Origin of the sequence: Arthrobacter sp. HMWF013, from assembly GCF_003061105.1 — a bacterium.
GTDB lineage: Bacteria > Actinomycetota > Actinomycetes > Actinomycetales > Micrococcaceae > Arthrobacter.
On record NZ_QAIQ01000652.1, the window covers coordinates 1 to 1,355 of the forward strand.

The 1,355-nt window shown below is 63.5% G+C and carries 1 protein-coding gene; it reads right to left on the reverse strand.

The window, feature by feature from the left end:
- Nucleotides 1-84: 84 nt before the first annotated feature.
- Nucleotides 85-1,355, reverse strand: a 1,271-nt coding sequence (locus DBR22_RS21470; protein WP_219928154.1) for a carboxyl transferase domain-containing protein, incomplete at its 5' end; no start/stop codon positions are given.

The following is a 1,355-nucleotide window of genomic DNA, read 5'->3' on the forward strand; positions in this document are numbered from 1 at the left end:
TTCTTATCCTGTTTCATGGTGACCGTCACTTCGATCCTGGAATATGGGCTTGGGCTTGGGCTTGGGCTTGGGCGGTGGCGTGAATCAGTGCGACGGGACGATCTGGGCGGTATCCAGTTCACGTGCGCCGATCACTTCGTAGCGTTGGCAGCGTTCCTTAATGAGCATGTCCGGGTCGATCTGCGCGATTGCCCCGAGGTGTTGTTGCACTGCGCGGGCGGCGTTGTCGAAGAAGATATTCGAGGAAGCTCCGGGGGAGTCACTGACGACTTCATCGACGAGTCCATCCTGAAGCATGGCCGCGGCACCTACACGCTGCTGGCGGGCCATCTCCGCAGCATGGTCCGTGCTGCCGTGGACGATAGCGCTGGCGCCTTCAGGGGGCAAGGGGGCAAGCCAGCTGTCACTGGAGGCGATGATTCTGTCCGCCGGAAACAAGGCCAACGCCCCGCCTCCGGCGCCCTGGCCCAGGAGCAGCGTCACCGTCGGGACACGGAGGGCGAGCAGCAGCGAAAGACTCCGTGCGATCTCCCGTCCAAGGCCCCCTTCCTCCGCTTCTACCGAGAGATCGGCCCCGGGTGTGTCAATAACGGCGAGCAGGGGCAGTCCGAGGTCGGACGCGATCCTCATCCCGCGCTGCGCTTCGCGGAGCGCTTGGGGTCCCAGCGGCGTTCCGTCTGCGGCTGCGCGCCTGTCGAGTCCGACGACGACGGTGCCTTGGCCTGCAATGGTGGCTATGGACAGTGACACGACCTGGCTGTTGCCGGGAGCGAAACTGCTGAGGGGCACAAGGTCTGTCGCTGCTCGGCGCAGGAAGCTGCGCAAGCCTGCTCGTCTGGGGTCCCGGGAGGCGGTGACAGCGGCCCAGGAGTCGGTATCCCCGGTACTGGCTATTGCTGGCGAAGGCAGGCTGGCGAAGGGTGCGGGCGTCCCGGCTTTCGATTGGAGAACTTTCAGCATGCGGATGAGGAAAGTGCGCAGATGCCTGGGGTCCAGGACCGCGTCGATGATGCCATTCCGGTATAGGTTCTCGGACTGCTGCACGCCGGCTGGAAAGTCATTGCCGTGAAGCGCTTTGTAAACCTTTGGCCCAAGGAACCCGACAAGAGCGTGGGGCTGTGCCACGTTGATGTGGCCGAGTGATCCCCATGATGCGAAGACGCCTCCGGTCGTGGGGTGCCTGAGGTACACCAGATAAGGGAGCCGGGCGTCCTTATGGGCGTTGACAGCGGCGGTGATCCTCGCCATTTGGACGAAAGCGGCCGTTCCTTCCTGCATTCTTGTTCCCCCGGAAACGGGGGAGGCCAGCAGTGGCAGATTCAGTTGGGTGGCCTCTTCGATTGCACGGGTGATTC